Genomic DNA, 20,178 nt, shown 5'->3' on the forward strand with positions numbered 1-20,178 from the left:
GGGCGCAGGCTAGGGTGACGCTGCCGTGGTGTTCGGGAAGCCGGTGGAAGACCGGTGCGGCCCTCGCCACTGTGATCGGGAAGTCCGCGGCCCTCGTCGTCAGAGGTCACTGGGCGTGTCGCACGCCTGGGAAGGCCGGCCACGGACGCACCTCCCGTCAGCCAGGAGACCGGCCACGGCACTGCGATGACCCGTCCACGAGGTGCTGGAAGGCGGTCCCGATGCGCGTGCGCGCTGTGCGGTCCACCCTGTCCCGGCGCGTAGCCGCGCCCCTGTCCGTCCTCCTCGTCCTGCTCGGCGCCTGCGCCACGGACGACGACCCCGCCCCGGCATCCGGCGCGCCGGCCACCCTGACCAACTGCGGCACGCCGGTCACCGTCGCCGCCCCGCCCCAGCGGGCGGTGACCCTGAACCAGCCCGCCACCGAGATCATGCTGGCGCTCGGCCTGGCCGACCGTATGGCCGGCACGGCGTACCTGGACGACGCGATCCTGCCGGAGCACGCCGCCGCGTACGCATCGGTGCCGGTGCTGTCCGGAAAGTACCCGGCCAAGGAGAAACTCCTGGAGACGGCGCCAGACTTCGTCTACGCCTCGTTCCACAGCGCCTTCGGCGACGAGGGCGTCGGCGACCGGGCCGCCCTGGCGGGGCTCGGCATCGGCACCTACCTCTCACCCGCCGGGTGCCCGAAGTCGCACCGGCCGGGAAAGCTCACCGTCGAGGACGTGTTCGCCGAGATCCGGGACGTCGCGGCCGTCTTCGGGGTGCCGGAGCGGGCCGAGACGCTCATCGCCGACCACCGCGCCCGGATCGCCGCCGCTGCCGCCAGGCTCGACGGCACGCGGGACGTCTCCGTGCTCTGGTGGGACGCCGGCACCGACGCCCCGAGCGTGGGCGCCTGCTGCGGCAGCCCCAACATGATCATGTCGGCGGTCGGGATCGGCAACGCCTTCGGCGACCTCGCCGGCGGCTGGGCCGACACCAGTTGGGAGAGCGCCGTCGCGCGCGACCCCGACGCGGTCGTGCTGGTCGACGCGACCTGGGACCCGGCCGCCGCGAAGCAGGCGTTCCTGGCCCGGCACCCCACCCTCAAGGACCTGCCCGCGGTGGCCGGGCAGCGGTTCGTCGTCATTCCGTTCTCGTCCACCACCGCCGGGGTGCGGGCGGTGCTCGGCGTCGAGGCGCTCGCCGCGGGGATGGCGCAGCTTCCCGCCCGAGCGGGCCGCTGACCGCCGTGGCGCGCCGTACCGCCGTGGCTCGCCGTACCGCCGTGGCTCGCCGTCTCGCCGTGGCCCGCCGTCTCGCCGTGCGCGGTCGGGCCGGCGCGGATCCCGGCGCCACTGCCTCCGGGGTCCGGCGCGGCCGGCCCGTCCGTCCCGTCGGCACCGTCGCGCTGCTGGTCACGTTGCTGGCGGTGCTGGTCGTGTCGATCGGGGCGGCCGTCACCGTCGGGCCGGCCGACATCCCCGTGTCGACGGTCTGGGCCGTCGTGGCCGACCGCCTGGGCCTGGCCCACGCCGACGTGCCGCTGCTGCGCGAGCACATCGTCTGGCGGCTGCGCCTGCCCCGGGTGCTCGGCGCCGCAGTGCTGGGCGCCGGGCTGGCGGCCGTCGGGGCGGTGACACAGACCGTCACCCGCAACCCGCTGGCCGACCCGTACCTGCTCGGGGTCTCCTCCGGGGCGTCGCTCGGCGCGGTCGCGGTGCTCGTCCTCGGCGTCGGCGGCGGGGTCGCGGCGCTCACCGGGGGCGCCTTCACCGGCGCGCTGGCCGCGTTCGCCGTCGTGGCGGCGGTGGCCGGCCGGCGGGCCGCGCTGGCGCCCACCCGGGTGGTGCTGGCCGGGGTCGCCGTCGCGCAGCTGTGCGGGGCGGCGACGTCGTTCGTCATCGTCTGGGTCGCCGACCCGCACGCCACGCAGAGCATCACCTTCTGGCTCTCCGGCTCGCTGGCGCGCGTCGACTGGCCCGCCCTGGCCTGGGTGGTACCGGTGCTGGCCGCCGTGCTCGCCCTCGTGGCGGCGTACGCCCGCACGCTCAACGCCTTCGCCTTCGGCGAGGACGCCGCCGAGACCCTCGGCGTGCCCGTCACCCGGGTCCGGTGGCTGCTGCTGGTCGCCACCGCGCTGCTCACCGCGGCGCTGGTCGCCGTCAGCGGCGCGGTGGGTTTCGTCGGGCTGATCCTGCCGCACGCCGCCCGGTTCCTCACCGGCGCGGACCACCGGCGCCTGCTGCCCGTCGTCGTCCTCGCCGGCGCGATCTTCATGGTCTGGGTGGACACCGCCGCGCGGACCCTGTTCGCGCCCCGCGAACTGCCGGTGGGCGTGCTGACGGCGCTGCTCGGGGTGCCCGCCTTCGTGGTCCTGCTGCACCGGGCCCGGCCGGCAGAGTCGCGGCGACCCCGGGGACGGTGGGCCGGGTGCCGGAAGGCGGGCGACTGATGCTCGCCGTCACCGACGTGTCCTGGGCCGTCGCGGCCCGGCGGATCCTCGACGACGTCACCTGCGCCGTGCCGGCGGGCAGCCTCGTCGGGCTGCTCGGCCCCAACGGCTGCGGCAAGACCACCCTGCTGCGGATCGTCGCCCGGCTCGTCGCGCCCGACAACGGGCGGGTCACCATCGGCGGCGACGACGTCGCCACCCTGCCCCGCGCGGCGCTGGCCCGCCGCGCCGCGCTGCTCGCCCAGCACGCCGACACCGACCTGGACCTCACCGTCGAGGAGGTGGTGCTGCTCGGCCGTACCCCGCACCGCCGCTCGCGATGGTCGGACAGCGACGCCGACCGTGCCGCCGCGGCCGACGCGCTGGCACGGGTCGACCTCGACGGGTACGCCGGCCGCCGCTGGCACACCCTCTCCGGCGGCGAACGGCAGCGGGTCCAGCTGGCCCGCGCGCTCGCCCAGCAACCGCACCTGCTGCTGCTCGACGAGCCCACCAACCACCTCGACATCGGCCACCAGTTGCAACTGCTGCACCTGGTCCGCCGCGCCGGGGTCACCACCCTCGCCGCGCTGCACGACCTCAACCTGGCCGCCATGTTCTGCGACACGGTGGTCGTCCTGGCCGCCGGCCGGGTCGTCACCGCCGGCCCGCCCGCCGAGGTCCTCACTCCCGGGCTGCTCGCCGACGTCTACGGCGTCCAGGCCGACGTGGCGACGCACCCGGGCACCGGTCGGCCCACCATCACCTACCACCCGCCCGCGTCGTGACCCGGCACGTGCCGCCGGGCTCGACCGGGACCAAGGAGTCGGACATGACCGCCACACCGGGCTGTCTGGTCACCGTGTGCCGCGACTGCTGCTGTGGCAGCACCCGCAAACACCCCGCCGTCGACCACGACGCGCAGCTGCGGCGACTGCGGGCCGCGCTGCCGGCGCCGCACCGGGTACGCGTCAGCGCCTGCCTCGACCTCTGCGCGCAGTCCAACCTGGTCGTCGTCCACCCCGCGCCGTCGGCGCGACGGGCCGGCGCGCGGCCGGTCTGGTTCGGTCTCGTCCTGCACGACTCCGTGGTCGACGACATCACCGACTGGGTGCGCGCCGGGGGGCCAGGCGTCGCGCCGCTGCCCGCCACCCTGGAGCTGTCGGTGGTCACCCCGACGCTCCCCACCGGCGGGTGAGACGGCCGGGGCTGCCCGGGCCGTCGTGCCGACGACCTGACTTTCGGCAGTAACGACGCAGGTGGTGGCTTTGTAACCTGGCCCCGTGGCAGGTTGGTGGCGCGGCGGACGGCAGCGGTGGATGCCTTTTCCCCGCTCCGGAGGGCCGCCTTCCGGTGGGCAGGCCGGATCGTGGGTGAAGGTCCTGTCCGACGTGTCGCTCTGGGCGGTCCTGTCGGCGCCGATCGCCTGGGACCTGGTCGTCGCCCCGACCGGCCCGTACGCCGGCTGGCGGCTGGTGGGCTGCCTCCTGCTGATGGCCCTCGCGGTGGTGGTCAGCCGGCACCACCCGACGGTCTCCCTGCTGATCGTCGTGGTGCCGACCGCGTTCGAGGGCAACTTCGTGTTCGCCGTCCCTGTGATGAGCTACCTGGTGGGCCTGCGGATGCCCCGGGCCCGCCCGGCCGCGTACACGTTCGCCGTGATCGCGGCGGGAGGCACCGCGCTGACGGTCGGCGTCCTCGGCTCGGGCGTGACCACCTGGTTCTTCCTCACCACCACCCTGCTTTTCGTCGGGGTGTTCCCCTGGCTGGTCGGCCGCCACCGCCGCCAGCAGCGGGCGCTCGTCCACGCCGGCTGGGAACACGCCGATCTGCTCGAACGGCAGCAGCGCGCCGCCGCCGAGCGGGCCCGGATGCGGGAGCGGGCCCGTATCGCCCAGGACATGCACGACTCCCTGGGCCACGACCTGGCCCTGATCGCGTTGAAGGCCGGCGGGCTGGAGGTGGCCACCGACCTCGACGAGCGGCACCGGCGGGCGGCGGGGGAGCTGCGTGCCAGCGTCACCGCCGCGACCGAGCAGCTCGCCCAGATCATCGGCGTGCTCCGGGAGGACGGTGCGCCGGCTCCGACCCGGCCGGCCGCCGAGGGCGTCGCCGACCTGGTGGGGCGGGCCCGCGACGCCGGGATGACGGTCCGGCTCAGGTGGGAGGGGTCCGAGGCGCCGGCACCGCCGATGGTCGAGCGGGCGGTGCACCGGGTGGTCCAGGAGGCGCTGACCAACGCCACCCGGCACGCGCCGGGCGCCGCCGTGACCGTCCTGCTGACCCGCTCGGCCGAGCAGACGGTGGTGAGCGTGGCGAACGAGCCCCCGCCGGGCGGTCTGCCGCCCGATGTGGCCTCGACGGGTTCCGGCCTGCTGGGCCTGCGGGAGCGGGTACGGCTGGCCGGCGGCGCGCTGAGCGCCGGGCCACGAGGCGGCGGTTTCGAGGTCACCGCCCGCCTGCCCCACGCCGCCGGCGCCGTGTCGGTCGACGCCGACGAGGGCGTACGCCCGGTCCGGCCGGCGTCGGCGACCCGGTTGCGTGAGGCGCGGCGGCGGGTGCGGCGCAGCCTCGTGGTGGCCGTGGCCGCCCCGGTGGTGGCCGCCGGCGTGCTGTCACTGGCCTACTACCCGTTCGCCACCTTCGACGCGGTCCTCGAACCGGCGGACTTCGACCGGATGCGGATCGGCCAGCACCGCACCGAACTGCGGGGCCTGCTGCCGGAGCGCCAGGTCGTCGAACGGCCGGACTCGACGGACTGGTCGCTACCCCCGGGCGCCTCCTGTGAGTTCTACACCGACGGCAACTTCCCCCTCGGCCAGGCCGCCTACCGGCTCTGCTTCGCCGAGGGCCGGCTGCTGACCAAGGACCGGATGTCCGACTGACGGCGGTCGGCGGCCGGCGACGACCTGGCTCGGCTGCCGGGCTCGTCATTCACGCGATGCGTTCCCGCGCGGGCCGAATGCCGTCCGCGCCCGACCCCGAGGAGATGCGGTGATCCCGGTCCTGCTGGCCGACGACGAGGCGATGATCCGGGCCGGGGTGCGCGTGATCCTGGCGGCGGATCCCGAGATCGAGGTGGTGGCGGAGGCCGCGGACGGGCGGGCCGCCGTCGACCTGGCCCGGGCGCACCGGCCGCGGGTGGCGTTGCTGGACATCCGGATGCCGAAGCTGGACGGGCTCGCGGCCGCCGTGGAGATCCGTCGGCTCGTGCCCGCCACCGCGGTGCTCATGCTCACCACCTTCGGTGAGGACGACTACGTCGCGCGGGCGCTCGGTGACGGGGCCAGCGGTTTTCTGCTCAAGGCCGGAGATCCGCGTGAACTGCTGGCCGGGGTGCGCGCGGCGGCCGACGGCGGCGCCTACCTGTCGCCGGGGATCGCCCGGCGGGTGATCGAGCTGGGCGGCGCGCGGATGGCCCGCGGCCCGGCCGCCCGGGGCCGCATCGGGACGCTCACCGACCGGGAACGTGAGGTGCTGGCGCTGGTCGGGGCGGGGCTGTCCAACGCGGAGATCGCCCGGCGGCTGTTCCTGGTGGAGGGCACGGTGAAGAGCTACCTGAGCACGATCTTCGCCCGGCTCGGCGTGCGGAACCGGGTGCAGGCCGCGATCGTCGCGTACGACGCCGGCCTGGTGGACGACGCCGGGTGACGGCGGTCGTGTCGGACCGCCGCCACCCGGCTCCGGATCAGGCGTCCCGGGACCGCAGCACCGCGTAACCGGCGAGCATCGCCGCGAGGGCCCACGCGGCGAGCAGGGCGAGGCCGGCCGCCGGCGGGTACGGGTCGGTGTCGCCACTCATGAAGTGGGATCCGGCCACCCCCGGCAGCCCGTCGACGAGCCGGTTGACGAACTCGATGTCGAGGGCGCCGAGCGAGATCGGCACCACCATGAGGATCATGAACACGGTGGTCAGCGTGCCGACCGCGCTACGCAGCACCGTCCCGAGCCCGAGGGTGAAGACGCTGATCAAGGAGAGGTACGCGGCCACCGCCAGCACGTCGCCGACGGTTTCCCCCGCCCGGAACCGGCCCCACCCACCGAGCACCGGGTCGGCGACGGCGGAGCCCAGCGCCCCGAGCAGCGCGCCCACCACGAACGTGACCACGGCGACCACGGCGGTCTTGGCCAGCAGCAGTCGGCCCCGTGACGGGGTCCACTGCAGCGTGCTCCGGATCGTGCCGGTCGCGTACTCGGCCGTGATCACCAGCATCGCCAGCGCGACCACCGTGAACTGCGCCAGGAGCACGGAGCTGATCGCGACGGTACCGACACCGACCACCCCCGGGTCGTCGGCGGGGTCGGCGTTGGTGTTCTCGTTGACCACGTAGATGGCCTCCTGCCCGGCCGCCGCCGCCATCAGCAGGGCACTGGCGAGCAGGTTCCACCAGACCGAGCGCACCGACCAGAGTTTGGTCCACTCGCTGGCGACAGCACCGGTCAGGCCGCCGCCGGTCGGGTCGCCGCGCCGGGTCGACCGGTCGGCGGCGGGCAGGGTCGTCGTGGCCGTCGTCATCTCCGCGCCCCCGATCGGGTGGTCGCCAGCGCGCCGTACTCGACGTCGTCGGCGGTCAGTTCCATGTACGCCTCCTCCAGTGACGCCTCGCGCACGCTCAACTCGTGCAGGCGTACGCCGATCTCGTGCGCCAGGTCGCCGACCCGCTCGACGCCGGCGCCGGTGACGACGAGCGCGCCGTCCGCCTCCTGCTGGACCGCGACGCCCGCCGCGACGAGCCGGCGCCGCAGCTCGGCCAGGCCGGCCGGTTGTGGGCTGCGGACCAGCACCGCCGTCGACGAACTGCCCCCGATGACCTCGGCTATCGGGGCGTCGGCGAGGAGCCGGCCCTTGCCGACCACCACGAGTTGGTCGGCGGTGAGCTGCATCTCGCTCATCAGGTGGCTGGAGACGAAGACGGTCCGTCCCTCGGCGGCCAGGGACCGCATGAGCTGGCGGACCCAGCGCACCCCGTCCGGGTCGAGTCCGTTGACCGGCTCGTCGAACATCAGCACCCCGGGGTCGCCGAGCAGGGCGCCGGCGACGCCGAGGCGCTGGCCCATGCCAAGGGAGTAGGTGCCGGCCCGCTTGCCGGCGACGGTGGTCAGGCCCACCGTGGCGAGCACCTCGTCCACGCGCCGGGTGGGGATGCCGTTGCTGCGGGCCATCGCCAGCAGGTGGTTGCGGGCGCTCCGCCCCGGGTGCACCGCCTTGGCGTCGAGCAGCGCACCGACCTCGCGCAGCGGGTGCCGCAGGGTCGCGTACCGCCGGCCGTCGATGAGCGCCTCGCCGGCGGTGGGCCGGTCCAGACCGACGATCATGCGCATCGTGGTGGACTTCCCGGCCCCGTTCGGGCCGAGGAAACCGGTGACCCGGCCCGGGGCGAGGTCCAGGGTCAGGTTGTCGACGGCTGTCGTCGCGCCGAAGCGTTTCGTCAACCCGCTTAATGTGATCATTGTTCTCCCGGTGAAGGTGCCATCTCGACGTCGACGCTAGGAATCGGCGGGGCGGGGCACAGCCGCCGATCGGCATCGGTCGGCCCTGACGAAAGTCAGGACCCGGGTGCGCCCGCCGTCGAGAAGCGCGGGGCCGGGACGGTGGCCCGTGGCCGGCCCGACCTGCCGTCCACTGTGGTGTCTCCCGGCCCGAGGCCCGCCGCCCCTGAGATTTCTCAGGGGCGACATGGTTACTTCCGGCAGATGCCGTCGGCGAGCGCCCCGGGCGAGCCTTGCCGCATGCGAACGATTTCTCGACGATGGCTGTTGGGCGGCGCCGCGGTCGCGGTGTCGGCGGCGATGGTGTCGACCGCGCCGGCGGCTCTCGCCCAGGCCTCACCGGACCCGAAATCAGGCTCGGCCCCGCCGGCCATGAGCGCGCCGCTGCGGTTGCGTCTTCCCGCACCGACCGGCCCGTACCCCGTCGCCGCCACCGAACTGCATCTGGTCGACCACGGCCGGCCCGATCCGTGGGTGGCCGCCAAGCCGCGGGAACTCATGGTCACCGTCTGGTACCCGGCTCGCCCGGCGGGCGGCGAACCACTCGCGCCGTACCTGCCGCCGCTGGCCGCGCAGCGGTACGGCGAGAATCTCGCCGGCATGCTCGGCATCGACGCCGGGCAGGTCGACTGGGCGGGGATCACCACCCATGCCCGTGCCGGCGCGCCCGCCCGTGCCAAGCGCGGAGGATTCCCGGTGGTCGTCTACTCGCCCGGCGGCGAGCGGCCCCGCGCGGAGGGCACTGTCCTCGTCGAGGAACTGGCCAGCCGGGGCTACGTCGTGGTGACGGTCGACCACACGTACGAGGCTCCGGTCGTCGAGTTTCCCGGCGGACGCGTGGAGACGCAGCGCCTACCCGACCTGGAACCCGCCGACCTCATGCGCGCACAGATCCGCACCCGGATCCAGGACACCCGGTTCGTCCTCGACCAGCTCGCCGTCCTCGCCCGCGGCGGCAACCCCGACGCCGGCAAGCGCCCACTTCCACGTGGCCTCGGCGCCGCGCTGGACCTGTCCCGCGCGGGCATGTTCGGCCACTCGGCCGGTGGCTTCACCACCGCCGAGGCGATGCTCGCCGACCGGCGGTTGGACGCCGGAGCGGACCTGGACGGCAGCATGGCGTACGGCAGGGACGACCTAGGCGACGTGGCCGAGCACGGGCTGGACCGCCCGTTCCTGCTGATGGGCGCCGGTCTCGTCGGCGGCAGGCCGTACACCCACCTGGACGCCCCGGACTGGCGGTCGTTCTGGGCGAACTCGACCGGCTGGAAACTCGACCTGTACGTCCCCGAGGGCCAGCACTTCACCTTCACCGACCACCAGGTGCTGCTGCCGCAACTCGACGCGGCGTTCCCGCTGCCGGAGGGACTCGTCACCGGCCTGATCGGCACCGTCGACCCGGGCCGGATCGTCGCCGCCCAACGCGCCTACCTCACCGCCTTCTTCGACCAGCACCTCCGCCAGCGACCCCGGGCGCTGCTCGACCGCCCGTCGCCGAGGCACCCCGACGTGACCTTCGTCCGCTGACCAACCGTCGAGGACGCCGCCGGCCCGACAAGGCGGGCCGGCGGCGTCCTCGGCCCCTACGCCCCAGCGCCTGCCAGGCGGGAGCGGCGTTGTCCGTCGTCGCTCAGGGCCGACCCACCTGGACCTTCGTCGACGTCGCCGCCGACGTCGCCACGGGGCGTTGCGGCACCACCACGAGCCCGTAGTTGTAGTTGGCCATCAGCAGATCCTTCAGGCCGTCGTCGTTGATGTCGGCCACCGCGAGACCGCGCGGGGTGAAGGAGCTGGCGGGCGGCAGCTGGGAGACGCGGAACTCGTTGCCCAGCCAGCCGTCCGGCCGTTGCAGCAGGACGCCCGCCGAGCTCCAGCCGCCGTGGGTGACGGCGACGTCGTCACGACCGTCGTTGTTCACGTCGGCGATGGCGATCGCGTCCGGCACCTCGTAGACCGGGTAGCGGATCCACTGTCCGAGCACGCCTGCGCCGTCGTGGGTGAGCACCTGCACCTGGGCGTCCGGCGCGTTGCCGGACACGGTGACGACGACGTCCTTCCTGCCGTCCCCGGTCACGTCGCCGACGGCCATGGAACCGACCACGCGCAGGTACCCGGCGGGAGCCTGGTATCCCACCGGGTCGGCGAACGATCGAGGCGCCGTCTGGGTGCTGATCCGGATCAGTTGTCCGAGCTGCACCACCAGGTCCGGCCGGCCGTCCCCGGTCATGTCGACCACGTCCAGCACGAAGCCGCGGTGCGGCGAGACGAGAGCCGCGGGGGCGAAGCCACCGGTGTCGTCGCCGTACCGCACGAGGACGCCGTTGTCGCTCACCGCGACGATGTCCGTCCGGCCGTCACCGTCCAGGTCGCGGAGCTTGAGGTCGATCAGGTCGTCGGCGAACGACAGGTGCTCGGCGGCGGAAAGCCCGGTCCCGGTACGGCGGAACACGTCGACCCCGTCGCCCGTCGCGACGACCAGTTCGTTGGCGCCGTCACCGTCCACGTCACCGATGACCGGGTACATGCTGCCGCCGGTGGGCGTCGACATCGCCACCTGCTGCCTCAGCACGAGCTGGTTCTCCGCTTCCTGCACGAACAGGAACGCGGAGTGGTCGTGGGCGTCGTCGGAGTACTCGGTCGTCGTGACCACCACGTCGGAGAGCCCGTCGCCGGTCAGGTCGCCGGCGGCGACGGCTTCCTCCCGGGAGCCGAGCTTCAGCCACGAGGGGCCGTCGAAGACCACCGAGCCGTACGGCTGGGTGACCACGGGCGCGGCGTCGGCGGACGCGCTCGCCCCGGCCGGTTGCCAGTCGTACCCCTGGAACTGCGCGTAGACCGGCTTCGGGGTCCATCCGCTGCCGTCGACCATGGCGATCGCCGTGCCGTCGGTGCCGTGGACGCTGGCGAACGCGACCGCGCCGGCCGCGGACATGAACGCCACCTCACCGCTGGGAATCCGACCGTCCGCGTAGCGCACGCTCGCGATGAGCAGGATCCGCTGCCCCTGCTCCACCGAGCCCGGGGACACGGTGACCGTCGTCGTCGTGGCAGGGCCGGTGTAGACCCGTACGGCGTCGGACGTGGCCGTGGCGCCGCCCGCCGCGACCGCCCGGATCCAGTAGACGTAGCGGGTGGCGACCGTGAGGCCGGTGTCCACGTACTCCGTCGATGTCGTGGTGCCGACCACCGTCTCTACCGGTGCCGCGCTGCTCAGCCGGACGATCTCGTACCGCGCGGCGCCGGACACGCCCTGCCAACGCAGGGTCATGCTCGTCTCCGCCCCGGTCGCCCGCACGCCGACGGGCTTCGGAAGCGAGGTCAGCACCGACGCCTCGGTCGAGTCGCCCGACGCCCGCTTGTCGGAACGGGACCGCACGACGTAGTAGTACGTCGTCTCCGGCGCGACGGTGTCGTCGACGTAGGACGTCCCCGTGGCCGTTCCCACCGGCGCGTACGGGCCACCCGACACGGTTCCGCGCCGTACCTCGTAGCTGCTGGCACCGGCCGCGGCCTGCCAGCTCACCTCGACCCGGGACGCGGAAACCGCCGCCGCGCTGACCGAGGCCGGTGGCGTCAGGGCCGCCGCGAACGCCGGTGTGGTGGACGCCATCACCGCGAGCAGGGCCGTCAGCAGGGCCATCACGACACGGCCTGGCCTTCGCTTCTGCGACAACATGCACTCTCCAGATCCCGGGGATTCCGTCGTACGCAACAGCGCTGACGCATATGGGAACGTCACTGCCGGCACGGGTCCACCGCCGGCCGTCCGAACGCAGCGCCGGGTAGCGCCTCGCCCCCGCTGCGACGGCAGCCGACGAGAGAAGTCGGCTCAGATGATGATCTCTACACAGTCTGCGGGACCCAGTCAGGCGGCCGGGCGGGCTGGCCGTCCCTATCTTGTTCGACCGGTGGATGACCTCCGGCGAGGACAGTGTCGCGGCGTGACTCGGCACGCACGAGCCGGCGGCTGACCAGGTGCTCCCAGGCCCGCTGGGCGACCGACGCGGGCACGGCGGCCAGGGCCGACTCCGCCTCCGGCAGGGTGCGCGGCACGGTGAAGAGCTGGAGCAGCGGCACCAGACCGTCCGGGATGAAGTGCAACTGGCCGTCGACGCGGCGGAAGGCGAACCGGCCGGGCGGGGTCGCGCCGGCGGATGCAGACCACTGGAAGTAGTACCGGTAGGCCTGCGCGACCTCCGGCTCCGGCCGGGGGATCACCGTGCCGTTGAGGACGTAGCTGACCTCGCGGTCCGGCTGGGCGAGGCCCACCACGGTCATGATGTCCATGCCGTACCGGTCCTGATAGAAGTACGTGTGCGCGCAGTCCGTGCCGCCCACCCAGGGCCGCCCGAGGTCGTTGCCGGTCAGCGCCGCCTTGGCCTTCTCCAACTCGGCCAGCGCGCGGTCGCCCGGCGCGCCGCCGACCTGCTCGAAGCTCAGTGCCCGGGCGATGTCGTGGCCGGGATAGGGCACGACGTTGCGCAGCCCGAACCGTTCGGGCTGTTTGGCGACGATCGACCCCGAGGTGAGCATGAACGTGCCCAGCCCGCCGAACGTCCACTTGTCACGGTGCTCACGCAGGAAGTCGACGGACTCCATCGCCTCCTCCACCGTCTCGGAGGGGAAGCCGGTGAATCCCATCATCTGCACACCGATCCCGGCCCTCGTCATGGCGTCGATCGTCTGCGACACGCGGGCCGGCGTGGTGCCCTTGTCGATCAGGTCGAGGACGCGCTGGTTCGCGGACTCGAACCCCACCGAGACGGAGACGCAGCCACTGTCCTTCAAGGTGCGGCACCGCTCTTCCGTCCAGTACTTCTCCAGGCGGATCTCGGCACCCCAACGGAAGTCCAGGCCGATCTCGACCACCCGCTCGGCGAACCGCAGGATCGTCGCCGGCGCCAGGACGTCGACCGAGAAGTAGATGAACTTGGCGAACTGGGAGATGGCACCGACATCGGTGACCATCTTGTCCACCGGATCCTGCCGCCACGGGCTGGTCGGGCTGTCGCCGTTCAGGCCGTAGTCGCAGAACGTGCACTTGTTCCAGTAGCAGCCTCGGGTCGGCGAATAGTAGACGAACGGCTCCGGGCTGAGGTACTGCTCCCACGGCAGCGTCGAGTAGTCCGGCGTCGGCAGAGTGGCCAGCTGCTCGTACTTGAACATCGGCAGGGCCCGGCCGATCCCGTGCCTCGGGTGCAGCCGCACGTTGGGGTGGCCGCTGGGCAGCCGGCCGGCGTCGAGGGCGTCGAGGATCTCCAGGTACGCAGTCTCACCCTCGCCCACCACCAGCGCGTCGAACACGTCGAAGATCTGGAAGACCATGTTCTTGTCGAGGGCGTACTTCCAGACGTCGGAGACCTCGGTGCCGCCGGCCATTAGGAACACGCCCGGCAGCGCCCGGCGGATCAGCCGTGCCATCCACAGCGCGAACGGCAGTTGCGAGACGAAGGTGATGTTGATGCCGACGACGTCGTGCCCGCCAGCGACCAGCCGGGGCAGCAGCCGCTCCTGGTAGTAGGGGGTGAACGCGTTGCTCAGCCGGGCCAGCGTCGCCTCGTCCGTGAGGTCCCGGACCGACGAGGGGTTGAAGTGGTCGTACGGCTGGAAATCGAAGCCGTTGTGGAACTGCCCGGGCAGCCCGGCGGCACCCAGCGTGTTCATCCAGCCGGTGACGGTCTCGACGGCGTGCTGGTACCGCGGATAGTCGTAGAACCGCACCGGGTCCTGCAACACTCGCACCGCCTCGGCCGTCTGCTCGGGCGACACCTCGCCGGCCCGCAGCCGAATGGCGGCGGCCGCGGCGGCCGGCATCCGCCCGTCGAACACCGACGGCACCGACGCCTGGCGCATCAGCCAGTCGTACGGGACGTCGGTGTAAGAGTGGTGGAACGCCTCGATGTTGGCGTCGATGATCGTCGCGGCCGCCTGCCCCTGTGCCCGGGCGTACGAGTCGAGGTAACACAGCGAGTGGTACCCGCAGGTCGGATCGGTCAGGGGCGGATAGATCAGGGCCGGACGCATGTGTCCTCCTCGTCATGGCAGTGCGGAGCGGCCTCGGCGGTTCAGCCCTGGGGCGAGCCGGCGCGCTCCCGGATGGACCGGCTGGCGCCCTCGACGTCGTCCGTGTCGAACCGGACCTCGCCGGCGTGCACCGTTTCCCGGCCCCGGATCCGCACCGGCGTCTCCGGGGCCAGGGTCACCGTGAGCACGGTGCCGCTCATGCCCGGCACCGCCACGTAGTCGTCCGCGACGGCCACCAGCCCTTTGTATTTGGGGTGGTAATCGCGCCGCACGGAGCGGATGGAACCGACGTCGACAGAAACCGCCGCCAGGTGCCCCATGCGGATTACCAGACGACTCGAGTCGATGTAATGGGGCCGCGTGTGCAGGCCGGCGTAGAAACCGAACAACCAGATCGCGCTGTATATGGCGAAAACGAGGAGCACCGTCCGCAACCAGGCCCACGGTACGAGGAACTCCACCAGCATGACCTCCACCGGAATGATCACCATCATCACGATGATGAACACCTTGTGGGTCGAACCGTATTTGATGACGCTGGCGCCGGCCGGTACGTCCTTGCGCCCGCGGACGAGCAGAGCGATCGACACGAGTGAAGCGAGTTCCTGGTGCAGCAGCATGACTATGGGCCGGGGCAGCACGGTTGCGGCCGCCTGGAACAACGCCTCCCACCGGCTCTCACCCTCGCGGCGCAACTGGCGGTAGACCACCCGCGCGGTGACGGCGAGAGCGAGCGCCAGCACGCCGCAGAGCAGTTCGAGCCCGATTGCGATCACCACCGCGTCGCCGAGATCGAGCAGGCCGGTGGCCACCAGCAGCAACTCGACGGCGATCACCGAGACGGCCGTCCATTTCAACAGCTTCGGCATCAGACGCGGGGGATCGTGCGCAGGGGAACGACCGGCGCGTTTCGGCTCGTTCACCGGTCCACCTCCTTGAGACAGGAAAGCTCGGCCGGAACAACTTGGTCCTCGTCTCCGCCGCCTGACCGGCCACGGCGAACGGTCTCACCTTCCCCGATCATTCTGTTCGCCAATTGTCGCTCACCATCTCCGGGTCGAAGTGCCGCAGGGCCCGCCCGCAGCCGCACCCGAAGTCGAGGACCGACAGGTCCGGGCCGGTGAGCGGCCGGCCGGCGGCCCGTGCGCTTCGCCGCAGGTCGTCGCACGCCATCCGGCCGATCGATTCGAACACCGGCTCGCTCCCCGCGGCGGTCGCCCGAACCCGCGGCGGCGCCGGGGGCAGCAGAGGGCGCGACCGGACCGGGGTCTGCTGGTCAACCAAGGCGCTGCCTTCCGGTGAGGGGCTCCCCGACCGGCACGCTGGCCGGGACGGTCCAGCTGTTCTCGGCGACCAGCCAGCTGTCGCCCACCAGTCCCTGTTCGATGTAGGCGTAGGGCAGCACGCCGTAGCCCCGCTCGCCCCATTCCGGTCCCCAGCTGTTACGGACGCGGAAGTGCCGGCCGGCGTCGTCGAAGCCGGTCAGCAGGGCGATGTGCCGGCCCAGCGACCGTTCGTTCTCCCGCGGCATCGGGATGACGCCAGTGCCGATCGCGGCGAACTGCGAGACGTACAGCGGGAACTCGCACGCCACCGGGAGCCCGACGCGCAGCGCGTCCCGCAGCACTGCGAGGTAGCGGGACGCGTCGATCGAGTCCCGCCGGATGCGCCAGGAGGTGACCTCCGCCGGGCAGTCCGGCGACGGCGCGAGGTCCGTCGGCGGATCCGCGTTCACCGTCGAGGCGTCCCACGGCCAGGAGGCCTCGTCCGGCAGGCCGAACCGCTGCCAAGCGGCGATGCTCGACTCGATGTGCGCGCCGCGTCGGTCGGGCGTGCCCATCAGGCGGCGCGCCATCCGGTAGTTGAACAGTACCGACGGCTGGACCATGGTGTGCCGGGCGCGCCTGGCGAAGTAGGCGGCGAGCGCCGTCACCACCGCCGCGGTGCACAGCGGCACCGTGCCCTGGTCGATCACCGGAGGGAACCAGCCGTCCAGCGTCACCCGGCCCTCCGGTTCCGCCGGCCACGGTGGCGTGATGGCAGCGCCGTCCCAGTGGAACGGCGCCGGGTCGCGGCCGGCGCGACCCGGCGGCTCAGGCGCCGCCGACACGCTCGGTGACCCGCTCGGCGTGGACGACCTGCATGACCTTGGCCAACCGCTGGTCACGCATGAGGACCGCGTCGCGGAAGCCACGCAGGGCCTCGGGTGTGAAGTCGGCGGCCGGCCGCTGCTCGGGCAGGAAGTGGTGGTAACGGTCCTTGCCCTGCACGAGCAGGGCACTGTCCGGCCCGTGCAGCGGGCGGATCGACGGCGACAGATAGTCCACCGCGAAGCAGATCCGCTCCTCGTCGGTGGAACTCGGCCCGCTGCTGTGCACCGTGGTCGGCTGGTGGAGCGAGGCCTGACCGGGCCCGATCTCCACGGCCACGACGTCCTTCTCCTGGACGTCGTAGTCGGCCTGTTCGCCCTGCATCAGGCCGGCGATCGTCCGGTCGACGAACTCGTGCCGGACGAGACCGGCCTCGTGCGAGCGCCGGCAGTACAGCATCGTACCGTTGCGGCGGCTCGTCGGGGTCAGCGCCAGCCAGATGCGCACCACCTTGCCGTCGGCGCCCTCCCACCCGAAGTACGGCGCGTCCTGGTGCCACGCCAGCCGGCTGTTGCTGTGCCCGGCCCGGACGAACAGGTTCGTCGACCAGACCAGCAGGTCCGGCCCAACGAGGCTGGCCGCGATTTCGAGCAGTCGTGGGTGGTGGACCAGCGCGTCCGCCCACCGGGCCACCAGGTGGATCTTGGGATAGTTCCAGCGGCGGCGCAGCAGGCCGCCGACCCGACCGGTCACCGTGCGATAGGCGCGGTAGGCGGCAAGGGCCTGGTCCACCTCGGCCGGTGTCAGCACCTCGACCGGGAACAGGTAGCCCTGCTGCCAGAAGTGCTCGATCTCAGCCGGCCTGAGCCGCGAGGGGGACTCCGCCACGGTGCACCCCCAATGCACGCTCGACCTTCTGTCCCTGGTTGCCGGCGAGGTAGTCGCGCATGGTGCGCAGCAGCAGCCGGGCGTCGTCCGCCTTGGCGTCCGGCGCGTCCGTGGCGAAGTACCGCGACAGGGCAGCGTGCTCGTCCTCGGGCACCCTGCCGCGGATGGCGAGCAGCGTCGCGCGGGCGGTCCGCTGCGGGAAGTAGATGTCCTTGGCTGCCTGCAGGAACGCCTCGGCCGTGGCCGGACGAACGACGCCGGACTCCAGCGCCGCGCGGACGGCGACACGCAGGTTCACCATCGGTTCGGAGACGGGCGCCCCGGTCTCCTCGTCGAAGGCGATGGCGACCTCGTCGTCGGCGTCCACCTCACCCGTACGGTAGGCCTCGAAGATCTTGCCGACGCCGACCATGCCCCAGTGGTGGCACTCGGCCGCCCGCAGCGCGCCCATGCTCGAGGAGCCGAAGACCTTGATGCCGCGGTCGACGACTTCCAGCACCTCCTTCGGCGACACGCACAGGGTGGACAGGAACTTGCCGTCGATGATGCCGATCGCGCGGGGCAGCACCGGCCGACGCAGGATCTCCGCCAGGTCGCCACGGGCGATCGGCGGCAGATATTCGGCTTCCAGTTCCTCAGCTGCGGCCGGGACGGGAAGACTCGGGCCCAGATAGACAACAGCGCTCATCGGTGCGCTCCTCAGCGTGCGTTCGCGGTGGCGAGGGTGCGGTGCCGTGCCGAGATCTCCTGCACCGCGCGTTTCCAGGCGGCCGTCGCTCGGTCACCCAGCTTGCAGTGGTCGACCGCCCACGACTCGAGGCCGGGCACGATCATCCGGACGACGTTGACGGGGATGTGCGGCGGCGAGAAGTCGACCACCACGGCCCGCCGGATGCCGCTGCTGCGCAGCCGGCCGAGCATCAGCCGGACATCGTCCATCACGTCGTCGTGCTGGTACGTGGGGAGGTCGGCGGCGTCCAGCACCCGGCCCATCGGCTTCCAGATCCAGGCGCCCTTGTCGAAGGTGGACGACCGGCGTACGTGGTACATGTGCTTCGGCACGTCGCTGCCCGGAAGGCTGATGTCCTCGCGCATCGCCTGGATGTCCACCACCCGGCCCTGCGCGCACTCGGTGATGGCCCGGATGATCGCCACCTCGGCATCCGGGTGCGTGCCGAACCCGCCGTGCCCCTGTGACACCGTCGGGCCCATGTCCTCGGCGGTGGCCGCCATGAAGCTTGGGATGCCGAGGTCGCTGTTCAGCTGGATGACACGCATCTCCAGGCCGGCGGCGTGGATCTTCGCGATCAGCGACTGGGCGCGCTCCGGCAGCGAGCTCACGGCCACGTGCGGGTTGAGTTCGCGCAGAAAGCCCGTCACCTCCCGGGACTGGGCGGGCACCGACGACAGGCCCTTCTCCAGGACCTGGCTGAGTTGGCTGCTGAGGACCTCGCTGATCGTGATGGCGTCCCGTTCGATCACCTCACACAGCGCGTGGCAGATGGCCTCCTCGATGGTGTTGCCCGAGGCCAGGCCGTTCGTCGTGGTGATCTTGTAGCAGGGCGCCTCGTGGAACTTCGGGGAGTAGCAGGCGCCGTCCTGCGGGACGAGCACCTCCTCCTCGTTCAGCAGGTCGTACCCGAGGGTCCAGGAGATCGGCAGGTCGTCGGTGTAGTACGGGGCCAGCTCGAAGACATATTCGCTGGGGTGCATCACCGACCGACCCTGCGCGACCAGCTCGTTGTAGGTGGCGATCGCGTCGGGGCGGCGGGGAAGCCAGGCGGAGAAGCGCTCGATGCCCTCCATCACCGCGGAGGTCTTGGCGTCCATCGCGGTCAGGCCCTTGCCGTTGTAGACAGAAATGATGTCGTTCGAGCGCGGCGAGATGGCGTTGTAGACCGGGATGCCGATCCGGTCCAGGCCGGTGATGTCGGCGACCCGGGTGATGCCGGCGCGTAGCAGGTGCGGCTGTATCCTGGCGTACGTCTGTGCGCTGGTGATCTCCCGATGGGTGCCGACACCGTTCACCTTCGGTGCGCTGGTGCGTAGTTTCACAGCGTCCCCTCCCCGTCCAGTGCGATGCGGGCGCGACCGTCGCCCTCGTAGTGATAGGTCAGCGTCAGTTCGTCACCGGGCTTCACATGGTGCCCCTCGGCGAAGGCCCAGCCCGCGGTGAACCAGTGGCTGCGGTCGCCGCCGTCCCACGGTGCGGTGGAGAGATAGGTGGTGGGCCCGATCTTCCCCTTGAAGAACACGATCGCGGCGTTCACCACACCGGGACGGGACACCGGCACCGTCACCGTGTTCGAGAACTTCCGTACGTCGTTGTGCAGGCTCAGGTTGTACAGCGGCACCGGCTCGGACAGCGGCTCCCACTCCTGCACCCGTTCCGGACGTTCGTAGAAGCCGGCGACCCGCTTCATGTCCTCGTCAAGCATCGGCGAGAAGTCGACCCCGAACCGGTCCTGCCAGCGGCTGATGTGCTCAGGCAGCACGCGGTGCCGGGCCCGCATGTCCTCGGGCATGCAGGCGAGATAGACGTACGACTCAAAGGACTCCGGGATCAGCCGGGCGTCCGGGGTGAGTAGCCGCCGACGGGCGTCCTGCAGGTTCTCCCAGATCACCATGTCGAGGCAGTCGTTGCCGACGATGTCCGTGGTCAGTACGGTCGCCCGCTCCGGCAGTTCGGTCGTGGTGGACCAGCCACGGATCATGGTCACCCGGTCGGCGTAGCCGTTGTGGGCGATGACCTTGGCAGCCAGGTCACCGGAGCGGGCCGGTTCCAGGGCGTAGACGTGCCGGGCGCCGGCGCGGGCCGCAGCGATCGCCAGGATCCCGGAGCCGGTGCCGAGGTCCAGCACGACGTCGTCGGGGGTGACCGTCTCCTCGATCGCCTTGATGAACAGGTTCTTGCGCAGCGGGTCCTCGAGGATGGCGATGTTCAGGTACGCCAGCCCGTAACCGCCGATGGGGAACATCAGATCGGTGTAGCCGTCCGGCGCGTCCGTGGTGAGGATGCCGGAGTTCACCATCGCGGTCAGCGTGCCGATGAGCTCCTCCACAGCGCGGTGACCGGTGAGTCGTGGACGCAGCCGCTGGATCCCCTCGGCCACCGACCGCGGCTCGTAGAACACGTCGAGCAGCGACATCGCGTGCTGCCCGAACTCGAAGATCCGCCGGTCGTGGTGGATCCGCACCTGATGGGCGCTGTCGACCTCGACCAGGAGTTCGGGAACCCGACGGAGAACGGTGGTGGAGCCTACGGACATG

At 72.1% G+C, this 20,178-nt stretch carries 18 protein-coding genes and 1 riboswitch; of the genes, 7 read left to right on the top strand and 11 right to left on the bottom strand.

Annotated features, from left to right (window positions below):
• Positions 1-9: 9 nt before the first annotated feature.
• A riboswitch (cobalamin riboswitch) is annotated at positions 10-193 on the top strand.
• A gap of 28 nt (positions 194-221) precedes the next feature.
• The 6 genes from ACGF5G_RS01910 to ACGF5G_RS01935 all read left to right on the top strand — a co-directional run bounded on the left by ACGF5G_RS01910 (position 222) and on the right by ACGF5G_RS01935 (position 6,067).
• The gene (locus ACGF5G_RS01910) at positions 222-1,229 is read left to right on the top strand and encodes an ABC transporter substrate-binding protein (protein ID WP_393258032.1); all 1,008 of its coding nucleotides are present in this window, start codon (positions 222-224) and stop codon (positions 1,227-1,229) included.
• A gap of 41 nt (positions 1,230-1,270) precedes the next feature.
• Positions 1,271-2,437, top strand: a complete 1,167-nt coding sequence (locus ACGF5G_RS01915; protein WP_393258034.1) for a FecCD family ABC transporter permease — start codon at positions 1,271-1,273, stop codon at positions 2,435-2,437.
• Positions 2,437-3,204, top strand: a complete 768-nt coding sequence (locus tag ACGF5G_RS01920) for an ABC transporter ATP-binding protein (RefSeq protein WP_393258037.1) — start codon at positions 2,437-2,439, stop codon at positions 3,202-3,204. The genes ACGF5G_RS01915 and ACGF5G_RS01920 overlap by 1 nt, the downstream gene beginning before the upstream one ends.
• Before the next feature lie 44 nt (positions 3,205-3,248).
• Entirely contained in the window at positions 3,249-3,614 is a 366-nt protein-coding gene (locus ACGF5G_RS01925) for a hypothetical protein (protein ID WP_393258039.1), read from the top strand.
• Positions 3,615-3,789: 175 nt separating this feature from the next.
• Complete coding sequence (locus ACGF5G_RS01930) at positions 3,790-5,301, top strand: sensor histidine kinase (protein ID WP_393258041.1); 1,512 nt, start codon at positions 3,790-3,792, stop codon at positions 5,299-5,301.
• A gap of 109 nt (positions 5,302-5,410) precedes the next feature.
• Positions 5,411-6,067, top strand: a complete 657-nt coding sequence (locus ACGF5G_RS01935; RefSeq protein WP_393258043.1) for a response regulator — start codon at positions 5,411-5,413, stop codon at positions 6,065-6,067.
• Between the two features lie 37 nt (positions 6,068-6,104).
• Here the strand turns inward: ACGF5G_RS01935 and ACGF5G_RS01940 are convergent, their stop codons facing one another.
• The gene (locus ACGF5G_RS01940) at positions 6,105-6,932 is read right to left on the bottom strand and encodes an ABC transporter permease (protein WP_393258045.1); all 828 of its coding nucleotides are present in this window, start codon (positions 6,930-6,932) and stop codon (positions 6,105-6,107) included.
• A complete protein-coding gene (locus ACGF5G_RS01945; protein WP_393258047.1) occupies positions 6,929-7,867 on the bottom strand; it encodes an ATP-binding cassette domain-containing protein in 939 nt (312 codons plus the stop codon). The genes ACGF5G_RS01940 and ACGF5G_RS01945 overlap by 4 nt, the downstream gene beginning before the upstream one ends.
• Positions 7,868-8,146: 279 nt before the next feature.
• Here ACGF5G_RS01945 and ACGF5G_RS01950 point away from each other — a divergent pair, with 279 nt between their 5' ends.
• Positions 8,147-9,433, top strand: coding sequence for an alpha/beta hydrolase family protein (locus ACGF5G_RS01950; RefSeq protein ID WP_393258049.1), 1,287 nt, complete (start codon positions 8,147-8,149; stop codon positions 9,431-9,433).
• Positions 9,434-9,536: 103 nt separating this feature from the next.
• On the opposite strand, the gene ACGF5G_RS01955 is transcribed toward ACGF5G_RS01950, so the two are convergent.
• The 9 genes from ACGF5G_RS01955 to ACGF5G_RS01995 all read right to left on the bottom strand — a co-directional run bounded on the left by ACGF5G_RS01955 (position 9,537) and on the right by ACGF5G_RS01995 (position 20,177).
• Positions 9,537-11,546 carry an FG-GAP-like repeat-containing protein gene (locus ACGF5G_RS01955; protein ID WP_393258051.1) on the bottom strand — a complete coding sequence of 670 codons (2,010 nt, stop codon included), beginning with the start codon at positions 11,544-11,546 and terminating at the stop codon, positions 9,537-9,539.
• A 203-nt stretch (positions 11,547-11,749) separates the two neighbouring features.
• Positions 11,750-13,930, bottom strand: a complete 2,181-nt coding sequence (locus ACGF5G_RS01960) for a B12-binding domain-containing radical SAM protein (RefSeq protein WP_393258053.1) — start codon at positions 13,928-13,930, stop codon at positions 11,750-11,752.
• A gap of 41 nt (positions 13,931-13,971) precedes the next feature.
• Positions 13,972-14,853, bottom strand: coding sequence for a hypothetical protein (locus tag ACGF5G_RS01965; protein ID WP_393258056.1), 882 nt, complete (start codon positions 14,851-14,853; stop codon positions 13,972-13,974).
• A 97-nt stretch (positions 14,854-14,950) separates the two neighbouring features.
• Complete coding sequence (locus ACGF5G_RS01970) at positions 14,951-15,124, bottom strand: hypothetical protein (RefSeq protein WP_393258058.1); 174 nt, start codon at positions 15,122-15,124, stop codon at positions 14,951-14,953.
• Positions 15,125-15,206: 82 nt separating this feature from the next.
• A complete protein-coding gene (locus tag ACGF5G_RS01975) occupies positions 15,207-15,932 on the bottom strand; it encodes a C1 family peptidase (RefSeq protein WP_393258061.1) in 726 nt (241 codons plus the stop codon).
• 91 nt (positions 15,933-16,023) lie between these two features.
• Positions 16,024-16,908: a phytanoyl-CoA dioxygenase family protein gene (locus ACGF5G_RS01980; protein ID WP_393258063.1), complete on the bottom strand. Its 885-nt coding sequence runs from the start codon at positions 16,906-16,908 to the stop codon at positions 16,024-16,026.
• Positions 16,874-17,596, bottom strand: a complete 723-nt coding sequence (locus ACGF5G_RS01985) for a TfuA-like protein (RefSeq protein ID WP_393258065.1) — start codon at positions 17,594-17,596, stop codon at positions 16,874-16,876. The genes ACGF5G_RS01980 and ACGF5G_RS01985 overlap by 35 nt, the downstream gene beginning before the upstream one ends.
• Positions 17,597-17,607: 11 nt before the next feature.
• Positions 17,608-18,963, bottom strand: coding sequence for a YcaO-like family protein (locus tag ACGF5G_RS01990; protein WP_393258067.1), 1,356 nt, complete (start codon positions 18,961-18,963; stop codon positions 17,608-17,610).
• Positions 18,960-20,177 (bottom strand): 50S ribosomal protein L11 methyltransferase, encoded by a 1,218-nt coding sequence (locus ACGF5G_RS01995; RefSeq protein WP_393258069.1) that lies wholly within the window; start codon positions 20,175-20,177, stop codon positions 18,960-18,962. The genes ACGF5G_RS01990 and ACGF5G_RS01995 overlap by 4 nt, the downstream gene beginning before the upstream one ends.
• Position 20,178: the final 1 nt, after the last annotated feature.

It is taken from the genome of Micromonospora sp. NPDC047730, assembly GCF_043204765.1.
Taxonomy (GTDB): Bacteria; Actinomycetota; Actinomycetes; order Mycobacteriales; family Micromonosporaceae; genus Micromonospora.